At 58.3% G+C, this 15,299-nt stretch carries 10 protein-coding genes; 7 read left to right on the forward strand and 3 right to left on the reverse strand.

What is annotated here, in order from left to right; translation table 11 throughout:
- Positions 1-591: 591 nt before the first annotated feature.
- Positions 592-1,515 (reverse strand): LysR family transcriptional regulator, encoded by a 924-nt coding sequence (locus tag KGB14_RS23605; protein WP_223489043.1) that lies wholly within the window; start codon positions 1,513-1,515, stop codon positions 592-594.
- 100 nt (positions 1,516-1,615) lie between these two features.
- Between KGB14_RS23605 and KGB14_RS23610 the strand changes: the two genes are divergently transcribed.
- From KGB14_RS23610 to guaA, 4 genes are all read left to right on the forward strand, one after another.
- Positions 1,616-2,383, forward strand: coding sequence for a sulfite exporter TauE/SafE family protein (locus KGB14_RS23610; RefSeq protein WP_223489044.1), 768 nt, complete (start codon positions 1,616-1,618; stop codon positions 2,381-2,383).
- Positions 2,384-2,547: 164 nt separating this feature from the next.
- The gene (locus tag KGB14_RS23615) at positions 2,548-3,096 is read left to right on the forward strand and encodes a hypothetical protein (protein ID WP_007903617.1); all 549 of its coding nucleotides are present in this window, start codon (positions 2,548-2,550) and stop codon (positions 3,094-3,096) included.
- A 216-nt stretch (positions 3,097-3,312) separates the two neighbouring features.
- Positions 3,313-4,782: an IMP dehydrogenase gene (guaB, locus tag KGB14_RS23620; RefSeq protein ID WP_223489045.1), complete on the forward strand. Its 1,470-nt coding sequence runs from the start codon at positions 3,313-3,315 to the stop codon at positions 4,780-4,782.
- A 99-nt stretch (positions 4,783-4,881) separates the two neighbouring features.
- The gene (gene guaA / locus KGB14_RS23625) at positions 4,882-6,459 is read left to right on the forward strand and encodes a glutamine-hydrolyzing GMP synthase (protein WP_223489046.1); all 1,578 of its coding nucleotides are present in this window, start codon (positions 4,882-4,884) and stop codon (positions 6,457-6,459) included.
- Positions 6,460-6,557: 98 nt separating this feature from the next.
- On the opposite strand, the gene KGB14_RS23630 is transcribed toward guaA, so the two are convergent.
- Complete coding sequence (locus tag KGB14_RS23630; RefSeq protein WP_223489047.1) at positions 6,558-9,674, reverse strand: membrane-targeted effector domain-containing toxin; 3,117 nt, start codon at positions 9,672-9,674, stop codon at positions 6,558-6,560.
- 101 nt (positions 9,675-9,775) lie between these two features.
- Entirely contained in the window at positions 9,776-10,480 is a 705-nt protein-coding gene (gene treR, locus KGB14_RS23635) for a trehalose operon repressor (protein ID WP_008014686.1), read from the reverse strand.
- Between the two features lie 237 nt (positions 10,481-10,717).
- Between treR and treP the strand changes: the two genes are divergently transcribed.
- The 3 genes from treP to KGB14_RS23650 all read left to right on the forward strand — a co-directional run bounded on the left by treP (position 10,718) and on the right by KGB14_RS23650 (position 15,259).
- Entirely contained in the window at positions 10,718-12,160 is a 1,443-nt protein-coding gene (gene treP / locus KGB14_RS23640; RefSeq protein ID WP_223489048.1) for a PTS system trehalose-specific EIIBC component, read from the forward strand.
- A gap of 117 nt (positions 12,161-12,277) precedes the next feature.
- On the forward strand, positions 12,278-13,927 hold the full coding sequence (gene treC / locus KGB14_RS23645; protein ID WP_223489049.1) for an alpha,alpha-phosphotrehalase: 1,650 nt from the start codon (positions 12,278-12,280) through the stop codon (positions 13,925-13,927).
- A 108-nt stretch (positions 13,928-14,035) separates the two neighbouring features.
- Entirely contained in the window at positions 14,036-15,259 is a 1,224-nt protein-coding gene (locus KGB14_RS23650) for a maltoporin (protein WP_223489050.1), read from the forward strand.
- Positions 15,260-15,299 lie beyond the last annotated feature (40 nt).

Genomic DNA, 15,299 nt, shown 5'->3' on the forward strand with positions numbered 1-15,299 from the left:
TTGATTTTCGGCGAGGCTGGAGTGGCTGAAGATCAAAAGATCGCAGGCTGCGGCAGCTCCTACATTGACCGAGTACACCGGCGATTGAACGGATGCACACAAACCCCGTAGGAGCTGGCGCAGCCTGCGATCTTTTGATGTTGATTTCCGGCGAGGCTGGAGTGGCTGAAGATCAAAAGATCGCAGGCTGCGGCAGCTCCTACATTGACCGAGTACACCGGCGATTGAACGGATGCACACAAACCCGTAGGAGCTGGCGCAGCCTGCGATCTTTTGATGTTGATTTCCGGCGAGGCTGGAGTGGCTGAAGATCAAAAGATCGCAGGCTGCGGCAGCTCCTACATTGACCGAGTACATCGGCGATTGAGCGGATGCACACAAACCCCGTAGGAGCTGGCGCAGCCTGCGATCTTTTGATGTTGATTTTCGGCGAGGCTGGAGTGGCTGAAGATCAAAAGATCGCAGCCTGCGGCAGCTCCTACATTGACCGAGTACACCGGCGATTGAACGGATGCACACAAACCCCGTAGGAGCTGGCGCAGCCTGCGATCTTTTGATGTTGATTTCCGGCGAGGCTGGAATGGCTGAAGATCAAAAGATCTCGGCCTTCGGCAGCTCCTGCAGGGATTGGGTGAAGTGCTGGATGAATTGCTGGACCAGTGCCGTGGGGCTCTGCCGATAGGCGAGGGCGACGGTGCTGTGGCAATCGGGGTCGGCCAAGGGGAGAAAGTGGATATCCGGCGGTGCGATGTCTTGCATCGATTCCGGCAAAAGTGCGATGCCGAACCCGGCCTGAATCAATTGCAGTTGCGTGGTCTTGCGCGACACCACCCGAGCCGCCTGGGGAAAGAACCCCTGGCGCATGCACAACTCGGCAGACAAATAGCTCAGGCCGCCACGCTGTGGATGAGGGATGGAAATAAACTCTTCGTTTTTCAACTGCGCCAGATCGATGCCTTGCGCGGACTTATCCACAGCCAGCCGATGATTCGGTGGCACCGCCAGTAACAGGCGCTCGCTGTACAGCGGAACGATCTGCACCCCTTCGCGCTGACGCAATACCGGGAGGCGCAACAGGCCCACATCGAGGCGACCTTCGGCTAATTCTTCCAGTTGCGCCTCGGAGGACAGCTTGGCGATGTCCATGGACACACCGACGTGCCGATCCAGATAAACGCTGATGCCTTGCAGCAGCCGACCGCTCATGGGGACGGTGCTGGAATGGCTGAGGCGCAACGTGCCGAGCTGACCGTTTCCCACCTGAGTGGCTATTTCGCTGGCCTTGGTCAATTCGCTCAGCAGATTTCTGGCCCGAGGCAAAAAGGCTTCACCGGCCGCCGTCAAGCGAGGCTGGCGCGCGGTGCGTTCGAACAGCGGCGTTTGCAGCCGGTTTTCCATGTCCTTGATCTGCCGACTCAGGGCTGATTGAGCAATAAACAGACGTTCGGCCGCAGCGCTGAAGCTGCCGCTCTCGGCGATTTCCACGAAGTAACGCAATTGGCGGGTTGAAAGCACCAGATATGCCTTTTCGAGATGAGTGGTCAACGTTGAAGATATTAGTCGCAACGCTCGGCGCTGGCTAAAGTCATCACAGGAATAAAAGGAAGCGGCGTCGATGAATGTGCTGGAGTTGTTAAACCAATGGCCGTGGGGTGCGGTGGATTGGCTGGTGATCGGCTCGGGCGTTGGCTTGGCCTATATCGTGTTCGGCATCGCCGGTTTTGGCACCGCGCTGGTGGCCGGGCCGATTCTGATCCTGTTCATGCCGTTGTCGAAAATCGTGCCGCTGCTGGTGCTGCTGGATTTCGTCGCAGCATTCGGCAATCTGCTGCCCTCGCGACGGGATGTGGTGAGGCCCGAATTGCTGCGACTGCTACCGTGCATGGCGGTGGGCTGCACGTTGGGGGTGGTTTTTCTGTTGAACCTGAAATCCGATGTTTTGCTGCTGTTGATGGGGCTGTTTATCAGCGCCTATGCGATTTACAGCCTGTGGATTAAAACCCGTCCGGCACAATTGTCCGCCGGGTGGGCGGTGCCGATGGGGACAGTGGGCGGGATGTTCGGGGCACTGTTTGGCAGTGGCGGCTTTTTATATGCGATCTATTTGAACAGTCGGTTGCCCAAGGATGCGGCCCGGGCAACCCAGAGTGCGCTGATCAGTTGCAGCACCGTGGTGCGTTTGAGCCTGTTTGCCATCGCCGGGGTGTATGCCGAGCTACCCTTGTTGGTATTGGCGCTGTGTTTGCTGCCGGCGATGGCGCTGGGGTTGTGGATCGGCCGGCGATTGACCATGAAACTGTCCCGCGAGGCATTCGTGCGGCTGGTGACCTGGCTGGTGCTGGCCAGCGGGATTGCCTTGATCGGGCGTTATTTGAGTACTTGACCGGATTTCGTCAGGGATTAAGCTGCCGGCCGCTAATCCTGTGGGAGCGAGCCTGCTCGCGATGGCGGTGGGTCAGACAACAACAATGTTGGCTGCAATGGCCTCATCGCGAGCAGGCTCGCTCCCACAAGGGATGGATCATTCAGTATTTGTAGGCTTGCACCATGAACTCGCAAAGCATCATCGTCCCGAAAATCTCCACACTGCCGGTACACGAACCCCGGGCCCGGGCGGTCGTGCGGTGGCTGGTGCGCAAGAACATCATTAAAGAGGAACTGACCACCTGTGGCCGCACCGGCAATCGCATGGCCCACGCCATCGCCGACGGTGCCCGCGCGGTGGTCCTGCACCCTGACGCGCTGCCGTTCGGCGAGCCAGTCAATGGCCTGGAGATCATCACCAAGCGCTGCATCTATACACCGGCCAAAGGTTTTCTCGAAGAAGCCGGCTGCGCCGAGTGCCGCAAGGAAGTCGGCGAAGCGCTGTTCGAAAGCCTGGAAGACTGGATGCCAGGGCGCACCGATAACTTCACGTGCCCTGAATGCGGGCATGAAGACGACATCAACGGGTTTCTGTTCTTGCAGGAGTGCGGTTTTTCCAACTTGGGTTTCATCTTCAACAACTGGCTCGAGGCCGGGTTCAAGCAGAGCTTTATCGATGAGTTTGCCGATTGGCTGGATCAACCCGTGAGTTGGGTCAAGGTCGAACTCTGAACGCCGGCGCCCCTGTAGGAGCTGCCGAAGGCTGCGATCTTTTGACCTTGATTTTCAAAAACAGGAGCAAAAGATCGCAGCCTTCGGCAGCGCCGACAGGGGCGTCGTTTTCCCGTATGTCAGTAATGCCAATAATAGACAGAGTTTTACATTGAACCCGAGGGGGTGTCTGACTATAATGGCGCGCTTCCATTTTCCCGCTCGGGAGCCCCCGCGATGCTGCGTATCAGCCAAGAAGCTCTGACCTTCGACGACATTCTTTTAGTGCCCGGTTATTCCGAGGTTCTTCCTAACGAAGTCAGTCTCAAGACCCGCCTTACCCGTGGCATCGAGCTGAATATTCCACTGGTTTCTGCTGCCATGGACACCGTTACTGAAGCCCGTCTGGCAATTGCCATGGCTCAGGAAGGTGGCATCGGTATCATCCACAAGAACATGACCATCGAGCAGCAAGCTGCCGAAGTGCGTAAGGTCAAGCGGTACGAGGCCGGCGTGGTCAAGGACCCGATCACCATCGAGGCTGACGCCACGGTTCGTGAACTGTTCGAACTGACCCGCCTGCACAATATCTCCGGCGTTCCGGTACTGCACGATGGCGACCTGGTCGGCATCGTCACTTCCCGTGACGTGCGTTTCGAGAACCGCATGGACGCCTCCGTCCGTGAAGTGATGACGCCTAAAGAGCGTCTGGTCACGGTCAAGGAAGGCGCCAACAAGAACGATGTGCGTGAACTGCTGCACAAGCACCGCATCGAGCGCGTTCTGATCGTCGACGACAAATTCGCCCTCAAAGGCATGATGACCGTCAACGACATCGAAAAAGCCAAGGCTTACCCGCTGGCCAGCAAGGACGATCAAGGTCGTCTGCGCGTTGGTGCGGCAGTCGGTACCGGTAAAGACACCGGTGATCGCGTCGCTGCCCTGGTCCACGCTGGCGTTGACGTGGTAGTGGTCGACACTGCTCACGGTCACTCCAAAGGCGTGATCGACCGCGTTCGCTGGGTCAAACAGCACTTCCCTGAAGTGCAGGTCATCGGCGGCAACATCGCCACCGGCGCTGCCGCCAAGGCCCTGGCCGAAGCTGGCGCTGACGCAGTCAAGGTCGGTATCGGCCCTGGCTCGATCTGCACCACCCGTATCGTCGCCGGTGTCGGCGTCCCGCAAATCAGTGCCATCGCCAACGTCGCCGCTGCCCTCGAAGGTACTGGCGTTCCGTTGATCGCCGACGGCGGCATCCGTTTCTCCGGTGACCTGTCCAAGGCCATCGTTGCCGGTGCCTCCTGCGTAATGATGGGCTCGATGTTTGCCGGTACTGAAGAAGCGCCAGGCGAGATCGAACTGTTCCAGGGCCGTTCGTACAAGGCTTACCGCGGCATGGGTTCGCTGGGCGCGATGTCCCAGGCTCAAGGTTCCTCCGACCGTTACTTCCAGGACTCCTCGGCGGGCGCCGAGAAACTGGTTCCGGAAGGCATCGAAGGGCGTGTTCCTTACAAGGGCACCCTGAGCGCCATCATCCATCAACTGATGGGCGGCCTGCGTTCTTCCATGGGCTACACCGGTAGCGCCAACATCGAAGAAATGCGCACCAAGCCTGAGTTCGTGCGGATCACCGGCGCAGGCATGGCCGAGTCCCACGTTCACGACGTACAAATCACCAAAGAAGCGCCAAACTACCGCGTAGGTTGAGGCTTCAAGCAAATCGTTAAGCAACCGGGGCTGTTCTATTCAGCCCCGAGTTGTTTCTGAATCACGACTGTTTCTGAATTACTTAGACGAGACTGAATCATGGCCCTCGACATTCACGCTCACCGCATCCTGATCCTCGATTTCGGTTCCCAATACACCCAGCTGATCGCCCGCCGCGTGCGTGAAATCGGCGTGTACTGCGAACTGCATCCGTTCGACATGGACGACGAAGCGATTCGCGAATTCGCGCCGAAAGGGATCATCCTCGCCGGCGGCCCCGAGTCCGTGCACGTAGCCGACAGCCCGCGCTGCCCGCAAGCGGTGTTTGACCTGGGCGTACCGGTCTTCGGTATCTGCTACGGCATGCAGACCATGGCTGAACAGCTGGGTGGCAAGGTCGAAGGTTCCGAGCTGCGTGAGTTCGGTTATGCCCGCGTTGACGTGGTCGGCAAGAGCCGTCTGCTCGATGGTATCGAAGACCACATCGACGCCGATGGCCTGTTCGGCCTCGACGTATGGATGAGCCACGGTGACAAGGTCACCAAGATGCCGGAAGACTTCCACATCCTGGCCAGCACCCCGAGCTGCCCGATTGCCGGCATGTTCAACGATGCTCGCGGCTACTACGGCGTGCAGTTCCACCCGGAAGTGACCCACACCAAGCAGGGTGGTCGCATCCTCTCGCGCTTCATCCTCGACATCTGCGGCTGCGAAGCCCTGTGGACACCTTCGAAGATTGCTGAAGACGCCATCGCCCAGGTTCGCGCCCAGGTTGGCACCGACAACGTGTTGCTCGGCTTGTCCGGCGGCGTTGACTCCTCGGTGGTTGCCGCGCTGCTGCACAAGGCCATCGGCGACCAGTTGACCTGCGTGTTCGTCGACAACGGCCTGCTGCGTCTGCACGAAGGCGAGCAAGTGATGGCCATGTTCGCCGAGAACATGGGCGTCAAGGTGATTCGCGCCAACGCCGAGGACCAGTTCCTGAACAACCTGGCTGGCGAAAGCGACCCAGAGAAAAAGCGCAAGATCATCGGCCGTACCTTCATCGACGTGTTCGATGCCCAGTCCAACAAACTGGATAACATCAAGTACCTCGCCCAAGGCACCATTTACCCGGACGTGATCGAGTCGGCTGGCGCCAAAAGCGGCAAGGCTCACGTGATCAAGTCGCACCACAACGTGGGCGGCCTGCCGGAAGAAATGAACCTCAAGCTGGTTGAACCGCTGCGCGAGCTGTTCAAGGACGAAGTCCGTCGTCTGGGCCTGGAACTCGGCCTGCCGTACGACATGGTCTACCGTCACCCGTTCCCGGGCCCGGGCCTGGGCGTGCGGATCCTCGGTGAAGTGAAGAAGGAATACGCCGACCTGCTGCGTCGCGCCGACCACATCTTCATCGAAGAACTGCGCAAGGCCGACTGGTACCACAAGGTCAGCCAGGCGTTCGTGGTATTCCAGCCAGTGAAATCGGTTGGCGTGGTTGGCGATGGCCGTCGTTACGCCTGGGTCGTTGCCCTGCGTGCCGTGGAAACCATCGACTTCATGACCGCGCGTTGGGCACACCTGCCTTACGAACTGCTGGAAACTGTCTCCGGCCGCATCATCAATGAAATCGAAGGCATCTCCCGCGTCACTTATGACGTGTCGAGCAAGCCACCGGCGACGATTGAGTGGGAGTGATCCTCCTGCATGCCTGTTCTGAATAGGCATTGATGACCGACAAAACCCCGCTCAGGCGGGGTTTTGTGTTTTTGCTTCGCGGGTTTCAACCCGTCGGGTTAATCAGGGATACGACCTCGAAGTCGCATACCGTTGTGATGAAGCGCCTGGGACAGTTGATGCAGGCTGGCGAAGGGTTTGCGGTCAATCCGTGGCCATGAAGGTCGATTGATGTAGTAATTACCGCTTTCCAGGCGTTCTATCGGTGTCTCGGTCAGCAGGTATGCACTGTTGCGATGCCATAACGTATCGCTCTGTGCCGAGTGTTCGAAGCAATACATGCCCCGTTTGTACAGCAAGCGCCGAAGTTGCGCGGGCGTTCTGTTGGCAAACGGTGTATCGACGTGCAGGCTGAGATCGGCGTACAGGGTGTCGGTGGCTCTGACAAAAAGGTGATCTTGAGTCACTTCGGTGCTGTTGATTTCAATGCCCGAGTCGATGGAAATACCTCGCCCTTGTCCCGGTCCGACTTCTTCGATTCTTAAACCCAGGCCGCGCTTACGTTCACTCAGGCCCGCGATCGACCTGAAGGTATTGGTGTTTTCCGGGGCGGTTACGGCGACCCATTTACTGGCGCCGCGCACGGATTGATCAAAGCCAAAGAGCTGGCTCGTCAAGTAATTACCGGTGCTCTGTTTTTCTGCCTCGGAGAAACCGGGAGACGTGAGGATAAAGCTGGCAGCACAATCGGTGGCCTGGACACGGATACCGTTGCGACGAGCGCTTCTGACGACCTCGATCTCGGTGAACGGTCCCGGTCGATCGGCGTCAAGTGCTGTCAGGTATTGTTCAAGATCCTGGGGCATGGCCTCGCTCCCGCCTGCGAAAAACACATCCAGGTCGGCCTGATTGAAGTCATTGAGCAAGCGCGGCATATACAGTGTCTTGACGCCTTGTCTGGCGAACAGGGGCATGTTCTCGATCAGGAACTGACTGCTGGCGATGCGTTCCTGGCTTTCACCGATGACCAGGCCCTGGAACTTCGCAAAAGTTTGTTCTATCAGTTCGGCGCTTGTGCCGACGTTGAGCGGAACGGGAGGGCGCGGCGGCAGGCTGGTCCAGTTCAGATCAGCGTCAAAGGCCTGTGCGTCTCTGAGCAGAGCCCCCCGAAAGGAAGTCAGGTGAAGCTCGTGAGTGAACGAATCGATGAGGCTCTCATGGGTAGGCTCCATGCCCCGGTTATTCAGCTCTTTCAGGACCCATGGCTTCATTTGCTGCTTGTGTTGCGGATTAACATCGTAGCGGGTGGCAATACGTTCGGGGACGGCAGGAACCAATGGTCGGCGCTGAGCGGGTAGCCTTGACGGTCCCGCCTGTGGCGTTGTGGAGTCCGTTATTGGGTTTGCCTTGGGTTTGCTGAGATTTTTGCCGCTGCCTTTGAGCCCAAGGCGTGGCATCAGCTCCCATTCCCCCTGAATATTCAAGCGTACCGGCAGCGAGTGGATGAATTGATTGGGTCTTGCCGGATCGATGATCGCCCAGTGACCGCTTTCTTCGGTATCGGGGAAATAACGCACGTAATAGGCCATGTCATTCATCATGATGGCAGTGGAAGGGTCCGAGTCGAGTCGATAGATGCCCTGATATTTTCCGGGCTCGCTGACTGGGGTCACGCTTTCGAGCAGTTCATTGCAGGCGTAATGGTCCGGCACGATACCTGCGTCTTTGGTCGCGTCCGGGAGCAATGATTGCACTGGTATTGGCGTTTCTTCTTCGGCAATCGTTTCCTCCTCAAAGGGAGCCATCCGCTCTGCCGATAGTACGTTTTGTCCCTGCGCAACCTCCGGCAATGGTTCCGCAGATGGGAGGTTTTCTCTCAGTCCCTCCAGCTCGGCCACTTCACCTGCCTCGATTTGTGCGCCGACGGCCGGTATCCGGCCCGCGCCTATCAGGAATGGGACATTGAACAGCGTATCGATGCCACTGGTGATCGCGCCGATCACTCCGGCTTTGCGTTCCGCAGAGGTCTTGGCATTTACGGCTTGATCGATCTCAAGCCCCATATTGACCAGGCTGGCGCCGATGACGGGCAGGGCTATCGGCCAGCCGATGGTGGCCAGAGGGCCGAAGGCTTTTGCACTGGCGCTCAAATAACCGATCCACAACTTTTTCCGTAAGTCGCCGTTGGACGTCAATGACAGCCGGGCTTCTTCGAACATGGCGGCTTTGGTCGAGTCGCGTAGCCAACTGAACGCATCGCCCGTGATCTTCACGCTGTTTTCATTGATCAGCCGATGATCGTACTTGCCCCAGGCGCTTACCAGCCTGTTCATCAGGTCGGTGAGGTTGTCACTCATGGCTTGGCGATCGGCCAGGGGGAAATGGCTCATGAAGGCGTGGCGCGGGGCTTCGGTGTTCAGCTGATTGATCACCCACCAATGCAAATCCACGTCGGTTTCCAGCCCGTGGAATGCTTCGGCTTCGCCGGGGACGTAAAGGATCTGCCTGCCCTGTGGTGTCCTGATGCGCAGGATATCGGTGGCGACATGGCCGGCGATGGCCAGCGAGTGGACCTGCAGGCCGCCGCTGGCTGGCGATTCAGCCTGCAACATTGCCAGGCTGACGGGTTCCTCGGGGGTTGCAGTAACGGCGGCGATGACACTCTGGAAATCTGTATCAGTCAGTTGCCCATGCTCGTGAGCTTCAAGGGCTTTGCCGAGGAAGTTGCTCTTGGCCAGGGTTCTGAAGTCACGGGAGAAGTCATTCCAGAAGCCACTGAGCCTGTCGTTGTAGAGCGTGCTGAAATCGACACTCCAGAAATAGTTGAGTACGTCGTTGCCATGCAGGCGGACCTCGTTGGTCTGATTGAAATCTCCGGCCTCGGGGCCTGCGGCGTAGAAGCCACTGTAGAGATCCAACAGGTCTGCATTGTCTTGATCGGTGGGGCGAAAACGATGGATGACCAATTGCGACAAGGTCATCGATTCATAGGGTTTTTCGCTGATGTGCTCCCAACCGGTGAACGATGCCGAATTGCTTTGGGCCGCCTTGAACCGATGGAAATAGACGTGATCCGGATCGAGGCCGACAACCCCGTATTTTTTGAGGAGATCGCTGGCCACTTCGTGAGCCGTGTCTTGCAGGCTCGGGCATGACCTGACGACAGTGCTGGCGATCGTTGTGAGAGTGGCCTTGTCTGTGGAGTTGGAAAGTGAATGGATTTCAATCGGATTCATGCGTTCTCTATCCTTGAGAAATGGGCATCGAGGATGACCCGATCGCTCAAGGAATGTGCGCTACATATGTAGTGCACAACGCGATTCAATGTTCTGTAGTGTCAGCGCCGGGCCACATCCGAAAAGTAGAACTTATCCAGCGTATGCCGCGATTCGGTGTATTCGAATTGTCGCCCGTCCTGTAGGAAAGTCTGGTTGCTGACCACGATCACATGGCTCTGGCCATCGAGGTCCAGGTGTTGCTGGTCGTCCTTGCTGCGCGGCACCGCTTCGATGGTGCGCTGGGCGTAGGCGATTTGCAGTTGCAGGGTCTGCTCGATGAAGGCGTAGATCGATTGTTCGGCGATGTCGCGGGACAGGCCGGGAATCACGTCGCTGACGAAATGGTTGATGTCGAGGATCACCCGTTTGCCGTCGATTCGCCGCACGCGCTTGATCCGCGTGATCAGGCTGCCTTCTGCTGCCTTGATGTGTTCGAGCAGTGGGCCTTCGAGGGGAATCTGGGTGAATTCGACCACCTCGGTGCTGACGTCGTTGCCCAGTCGCGGGTAGGTTTCCTGGAAGCTGACGATACCGCCGAGCTGAAATTCGATCGGGTTGGTCGACAGCACGAAGGTGCCTTTGCCGTGGACTTTCTGCGCGAAACCGCGCTCCTGTAGTTGCTCGATGGCCTTGCGCACGGTGCCGCGACTGGCTTGATAGCTGTCCATCAGTTCGGTTTCGGAGGGCAATCGGGCGCCGCGTTCCAGACGTTCGGTCGTGATGCTGGCAAGCAGATCGCTGTAGATCTGGTTGTATTTACTCATGGGGATGGCTCTATGCCGCGCTGTGCTCAAGGTTTTGAACCTTAAGGGCAGGGTAGGGGTTTGTCCATGCGGCTTTGGGTTTCTTTGACTTCTGAGGTAGGAAATATCGCCGCCTGTCGGGTTCAGGATAAACAAAATCAAACTCGTCTGTACGAGTTGTTGCAATCACTCGTACAGACGAGTACTTTTCGCTTCGGCATGCTGCCAATAACAAAAAACTACAGTGGAAGAACAAGCATGAGCCACGACTATCCGAATATCGTCACTGAGCTGCTGCACAGCCTCGGTGGCAGCGACAACCTCGAGCAGGCCGCGCATTGCGTCACCCGGCTGCGCCTGGCCCTCAAGGACCCGAGTCTGGTCAACAGCGCCACGCTGAACCAGATCGATCTGGTCAAAGGCTCGTTCTTTACCGGCGGCCTGTTCCAGGTGGTCATTGGCCCCGGTGAAGTGGAAAAGGTTTACGCCGAGTTGCGCCGGCAAACCGGTCTCGCCGCCTCGACCATCGCCGACGTTAAACAAAAAAGCGTCGAAAAGATCCACCCGATGCAGCGATTGGTGCGGGTGTTTTCCGACGTGTTCATGCCGATCCTCCCGGCGCTGATCATTGCCGGCCTGCTGATGGGCATCAACAACCTGATCGGTGCCAAGGGCATGTTCATCGAGGGCAAGACCCTGCTGGACGCCTACCCGAAACTTGACGGGCTCTGGAGCCTGATCAACCTGATGGCCAACACCTCGTTCGTGTTTCTCCCGGCACTGGTGGGCTGGTCGGCGGCCAAGCGCTTTGGCGGCAGCGAAATCCTCGGCATCGTGCTCGGCCTGATGCTGGTGCACCCGGATCTGCTCAACGCCTGGAACTACGGCAAAGCGGTGGCGGGGCTGGAGGGGCAGAGCCTGCCGTACTTCGACATCCTCGGCCTGTTTCAGATCGAGAAGGTCGGTTATCAGGGGCAAATCCTGCCGATCCTGATGGCGGCCTACGTGATGAGCGTCATCGAAAAGTGGCTGCGGGCGCGAGTGCCTAACGCGGTGCAATTGCTGGTGGTGCCGATCACGACCATCGTCGTCACCGGTGTGCTGGCGCTGGCGGTGATTGGCCCGGTAACCCGTCATCTGGGGATTCTCATCACCGAAGGCGTGGTCACCCTGTTCGACCTGGCGCCCATGGTCGGCGGCGCGATTTTCGGGCTGCTCTACGCACCGTTGGTGATCACCGGCATGCACCACATGTTTCTCGCGGTCGACCTGCAATTGATCTCCACCCAGGGCGGCACTTTCATCTGGCCGATGATCGTCATGTCCAACCTCGCCCAGGGCAGCGCGGCACTGGCGGTGTTCTACATGACCCGCAGTGTGCGGGACAAAAGCATGGCCTCGACCTCGGCGATATCCGCCTACTTCGGCATCACCGAACCGGCCATGTTCGGGGTCAACCTGCGCTACAAGTTTCCGTTCTATGCGGCCCTGATCGGCTCGGCACTGGGCAGCATTTTTCTGTCGCTGAACAAGGTCCAGGCCTCGGCGATCGGCGTCGGCGGTTTGCCCGGTTTCATCTCGATCATTCCGCAGTTCATCCCGATGTTTGTGGTCGGGATGGTGATTGCCATGGTCGTGCCGTTTGTTCTGACCTGCGGGTTGAGCATGAGGATTGTCCGACCTGGGTATCGGGTCGCCTGATAGATCGCTATCGCGAGCAGGCTCGCTCCCACATTGGAATGCGATCAACTGTGGGAGCGAGCCTGCTCGCGAAGGGGCCCTCAAGCCCAATACAAAACTTATCGAAGGATTCCCGCCATGCAAGACTGGCAACGTTCGGTGATCTACCAGATCTACCCGAAGAGTTTTCACAGCCACGCCGGCAACCCCACGGGGGATTTGCTCGGCGTCGTGGCCAAGCTCGATTACCTGCACTGGCTGGGTGTCGATTGCCTGTGGATCACGCCGTTCCTGCGTTCGCCCCAGCGCGACAACGGTTACGACATCAGCGATTACTACGCCATCGACCCGAGCTACGGGACCATGGCCGACTGCGAGTTGCTGATCGCCGAGGCCGGCAAGCGCGGGATCAAATTGATGCTCGACATCGTGGTCAATCACACCTCGATCGAACACACCTGGTTCCAGCAGGCCCGCAGCAGCCTCGACAACCCTTACCGCGATTTCTACATCTGGCGCGACCAGCCGAACAACTGGGAATCCAAGTTCGGCGGTTCGGCCTGGGAGTACGAAGCCCAGACCGGCCAGTATTACCTGCACTTGTTCGATCACACGCAGGCCGACCTGAACTGGGACAACCCCCAGGTGCGTGCCGAAGTCTTCAAGATGATGCGTTTCTGGCGCGACAAAGGCGTGGGTGGTTTCCGTCTGGACGTGATCAACCTGATTTCCAAACCAGCGGATTTCCCCGAGGACAATACCGACGGTCGACGTTTCTACACCGACGGCCCGAACGTCCACGAATACTTGCAGCAGATGCACCGTGAAGTGTTCGAAGGCCATGACCTGATCAACGTCGGCGAGATGTCATCCACCAGTCTGGAACACTGCATCCGCTATTCGCGGGCGGAGTCGAAAGAACTGTCGATGACCTTCAACTTTCATCACTTGAAGGTGGATTACCCGAACCTGCAAAAGTGGGTTCGCGCCGATTTCGACTTCCTCGCACTCAAGCGCATTCTCTCCGACTGGCAAACCGGCATGCAGGCCGGCGGCGGCTGGAACGCACTGTTCTGGTGTAACCATGACCAGCCACGGGTGGTCTCGCGTTTTGGTCATGACGGCGAGCATCGGGTGGTGTCGGCGAAGATGCTCGGCACGGCGCTGCATTTTCTGCAGGGCACGCCGTTCGTGTATCAAGGTGAAGAACTGGGCATGACCAATCCGGGGTTCGATCACATCGATCAGTACCGCGATGTCGAAACCCTGAACATCTTCCGACTCAAGCGCGAAGCCGGTAGCAGCGACGTCGACAACATGGCGGCGATCATGCAGAAGTCCCGGGATAACGGTCGCACGCCCATGCACTGGAACGCCGAGCCGAACGCCGGTTTCAGTGTGGTCGAGCCCTGGATCGGGGTACCGGCCAACGCGGCGCAGATCAACGTCGCGCACCAACTCGACGACCCGGATTCCGTGCTGCATCACTACCGTCAGCTGATCGCTCTGCGCCGCCGTGAAACGCTGATGTCCGACGGTGTGTATCGGCAGTTGTTGCCTGAGCACACGCAAATCTGGGCCTACGTGCGTGAAGGCCATGGCGAGCGTTTGCTGGTGCTGAACAACTTCTACGGCACGCCGTGCGAAGTCGAACTGCCGGGTGACGTGATCAGCGAAGCGATGGGGCAACGGTTGGTGATCAGCAACTACCCGGACTGTCCGCTGCGCAATCGGCAGGTGTTTTTACGGCCGTTTGAGTCGTTCGTGCTGCACCTGACTCACCACTAGCCCTTAACCAATAAAAGCACCGTTTTAAAAAACACGCAGAACGCTGCGCGGGGGAGTTTTGCGCGCCGTTTTTTGCTGCATCACACAATAAAAATAATGAGGTGGTACTTGAAGACAACAATAAATCGCAGCCTTGTAGCGGCGGGCGTGTGCCTGGCATTACCACTGTCGGCCCAGGCGCTGGAGTTCGCCGGTTACGTGCGTAGCGGCGTCGGCACCTCGGTTAACAGCGGTAAACAGCAATGTTTCCAATTGCCGGGAGCGCAGACCAAATACCGCTTGGGTAACGAATGTGAGCAGTACGCCGAACTTGAACTGCGCCAGGATCTGTACACCCTGGACGATGGTTCGGTGCTCAGCGTCGATGGCATGGCATCGCTGTATAACCAGTACGACAAGGACCTGACGTTCAACGGTGACAACGGCTCGGTGCGCATGCCGCAGATGTACGCGCAATGGTCGAACATGCCCAGCCTCAACGGCGGTTCGTTGTGGGCCGGTCGGCGTTACTACAAACGGAACGATATCCACATTTCCGACTTCTACTACTGGAACCAGAGCGCCACCGGCGGCGGTATCGAAGATGTGCTGATCGGTGATCTGAAGTACAGCTACGCCTTCTCGCGCAAGGACAACCTGTACCAGAAGGACTACATCAACCGTCACGATTTCAACGTCGCCGGCTTCAATACCAACCCGGGCGGCGAACTGGAATTCGGCCTGAGCTACATCGACAAGCCCGATAGCCGCGACGCTCATCGTGGTTGGGCGATCACCACCCAGCATGTGCAAAAAGGCTTTCTGGGCGGCAAGAACAAACTGGCCTTTCAGTACGGCGAAGGCCCCGGCACCGGGTTGGGCTATACCGGTAACGTGAAGTTGGACGACAGCAGCAAAAGCTACCGGGTGGTGGAGTTCTTCGACTGGCAAGTGACGCCGCGTTTCGGCGGGCAGGTCGAAGCGGTCTACCAGAAAGACATTCGCCCGGACGGAGCCGACCAGAACTGGATTTCCCTTGGGATTCGCCCGGCGTATGCGATTACCGAACAGTTCAAACTGGTAACCGAACTGGGCCACGATCAGGTCGAAGCCACGGGCGGGACGCGCAAGTTGAGCAAGTTCACCTTCGCCCCGACCTGGTCGCCCAAGGGCCCGGAATTCTGGGCGCGCCCCGAGGTGCGTCTGTATTACACCTATGCCAGCTGGAACGAGGCGGCCAAACGGGCGGCCAATGAACTGGCGGCGGGTTCGGCGTTGTCCGACACCGGCACCTTCGGCACGGCGCGACACGGTTCGAACGTCGGATTGCAGGTCGAGTATTGGTGGAAATAAACACCGCCTACCCGGTACCGCGAGATCACAAGCGTCTTTT

Source organism: Pseudomonas sp. A-RE-19, assembly GCF_019956555.1.
Taxonomy (GTDB): domain Bacteria; phylum Pseudomonadota; class Gammaproteobacteria; order Pseudomonadales; family Pseudomonadaceae; genus Aquipseudomonas.

Excerpts from the sequence above, each read along its gene's own strand:
- KGB14_RS23610 (WP_223489044.1), top strand. The coding sequence starts at position 1,616 with ATGAATGTGCTGGAGTTGTTAAACCAATGGCCGTGGGGTGCGGTGGAT.
- KGB14_RS23615 (WP_007903617.1), top strand. The coding sequence starts at position 2,548 with ATGAACTCGCAAAGCATCATCGTCCCGAAAATCTCCACACTGCCGGTA.
- guaB (WP_223489045.1), top strand. The coding sequence starts at position 3,313 with ATGCTGCGTATCAGCCAAGAAGCTCTGACCTTCGACGACATTCTTTTA.
- guaA (WP_223489046.1), top strand. The coding sequence starts at position 4,882 with ATGGCCCTCGACATTCACGCTCACCGCATCCTGATCCTCGATTTCGGT.
- KGB14_RS23630 (WP_223489047.1), bottom strand. The coding sequence starts at position 9,674 with ATGAATCCGATTGAAATCCATTCACTTTCCAACTCCACAGACAAGGCC.
- treR (WP_008014686.1), bottom strand. The coding sequence starts at position 10,480 with ATGAGTAAATACAACCAGATCTACAGCGATCTGCTTGCCAGCATCACG.
- treP (WP_223489048.1), top strand. The coding sequence starts at position 10,718 with ATGAGCCACGACTATCCGAATATCGTCACTGAGCTGCTGCACAGCCTC.
- treC (WP_223489049.1), top strand. The coding sequence starts at position 12,278 with ATGCAAGACTGGCAACGTTCGGTGATCTACCAGATCTACCCGAAGAGT.